Below are 276 nucleotides of genomic sequence, written 5' to 3'. Positions count from 1 at the left end.
CCCGACTAGCCCTCCAACACTTCGGCTCCCAAAGATGTCTACGTTTGAATGGGATCTTCCGACTTCAGCTTGGCTATCCATTCTCCCTACAAGCCCGCCTGTATAAAAACTATTATTGGTATTGGTTATAGTTCCTTCAACGTAACAATTGTGGATGGTTCCTTCTTGCATATAGCCAATTAAAATCCCAACATTAGATCCATCAGCGCTGATATTAGCTCCAAGCAGTTCAAGATTCATAATTTCAGCACTACCCGCAGTACTACCAAAGAGACC

At 43.5% G+C, this 276-nt stretch carries 1 protein-coding gene; it reads right to left on the bottom strand.

The window, feature by feature from the left end; translation table 11 throughout:
* Positions 1 to 276, bottom strand: a 276-nt coding sequence (locus SB679_RS24050) for a GLUG motif-containing protein (RefSeq protein ID WP_410704756.1), incomplete at both ends; no start/stop codon positions are given.

The organism is Chryseobacterium sp. SIMBA_029, from assembly GCF_046535275.1.
In the GTDB taxonomy this organism is placed as follows: Bacteria; Bacteroidota; Bacteroidia; order Flavobacteriales; family Weeksellaceae; genus Chryseobacterium.
Note: the sequence above shows the minus strand (reverse complement) of the source record. Positions and strands in the feature narration are given on the sequence as shown.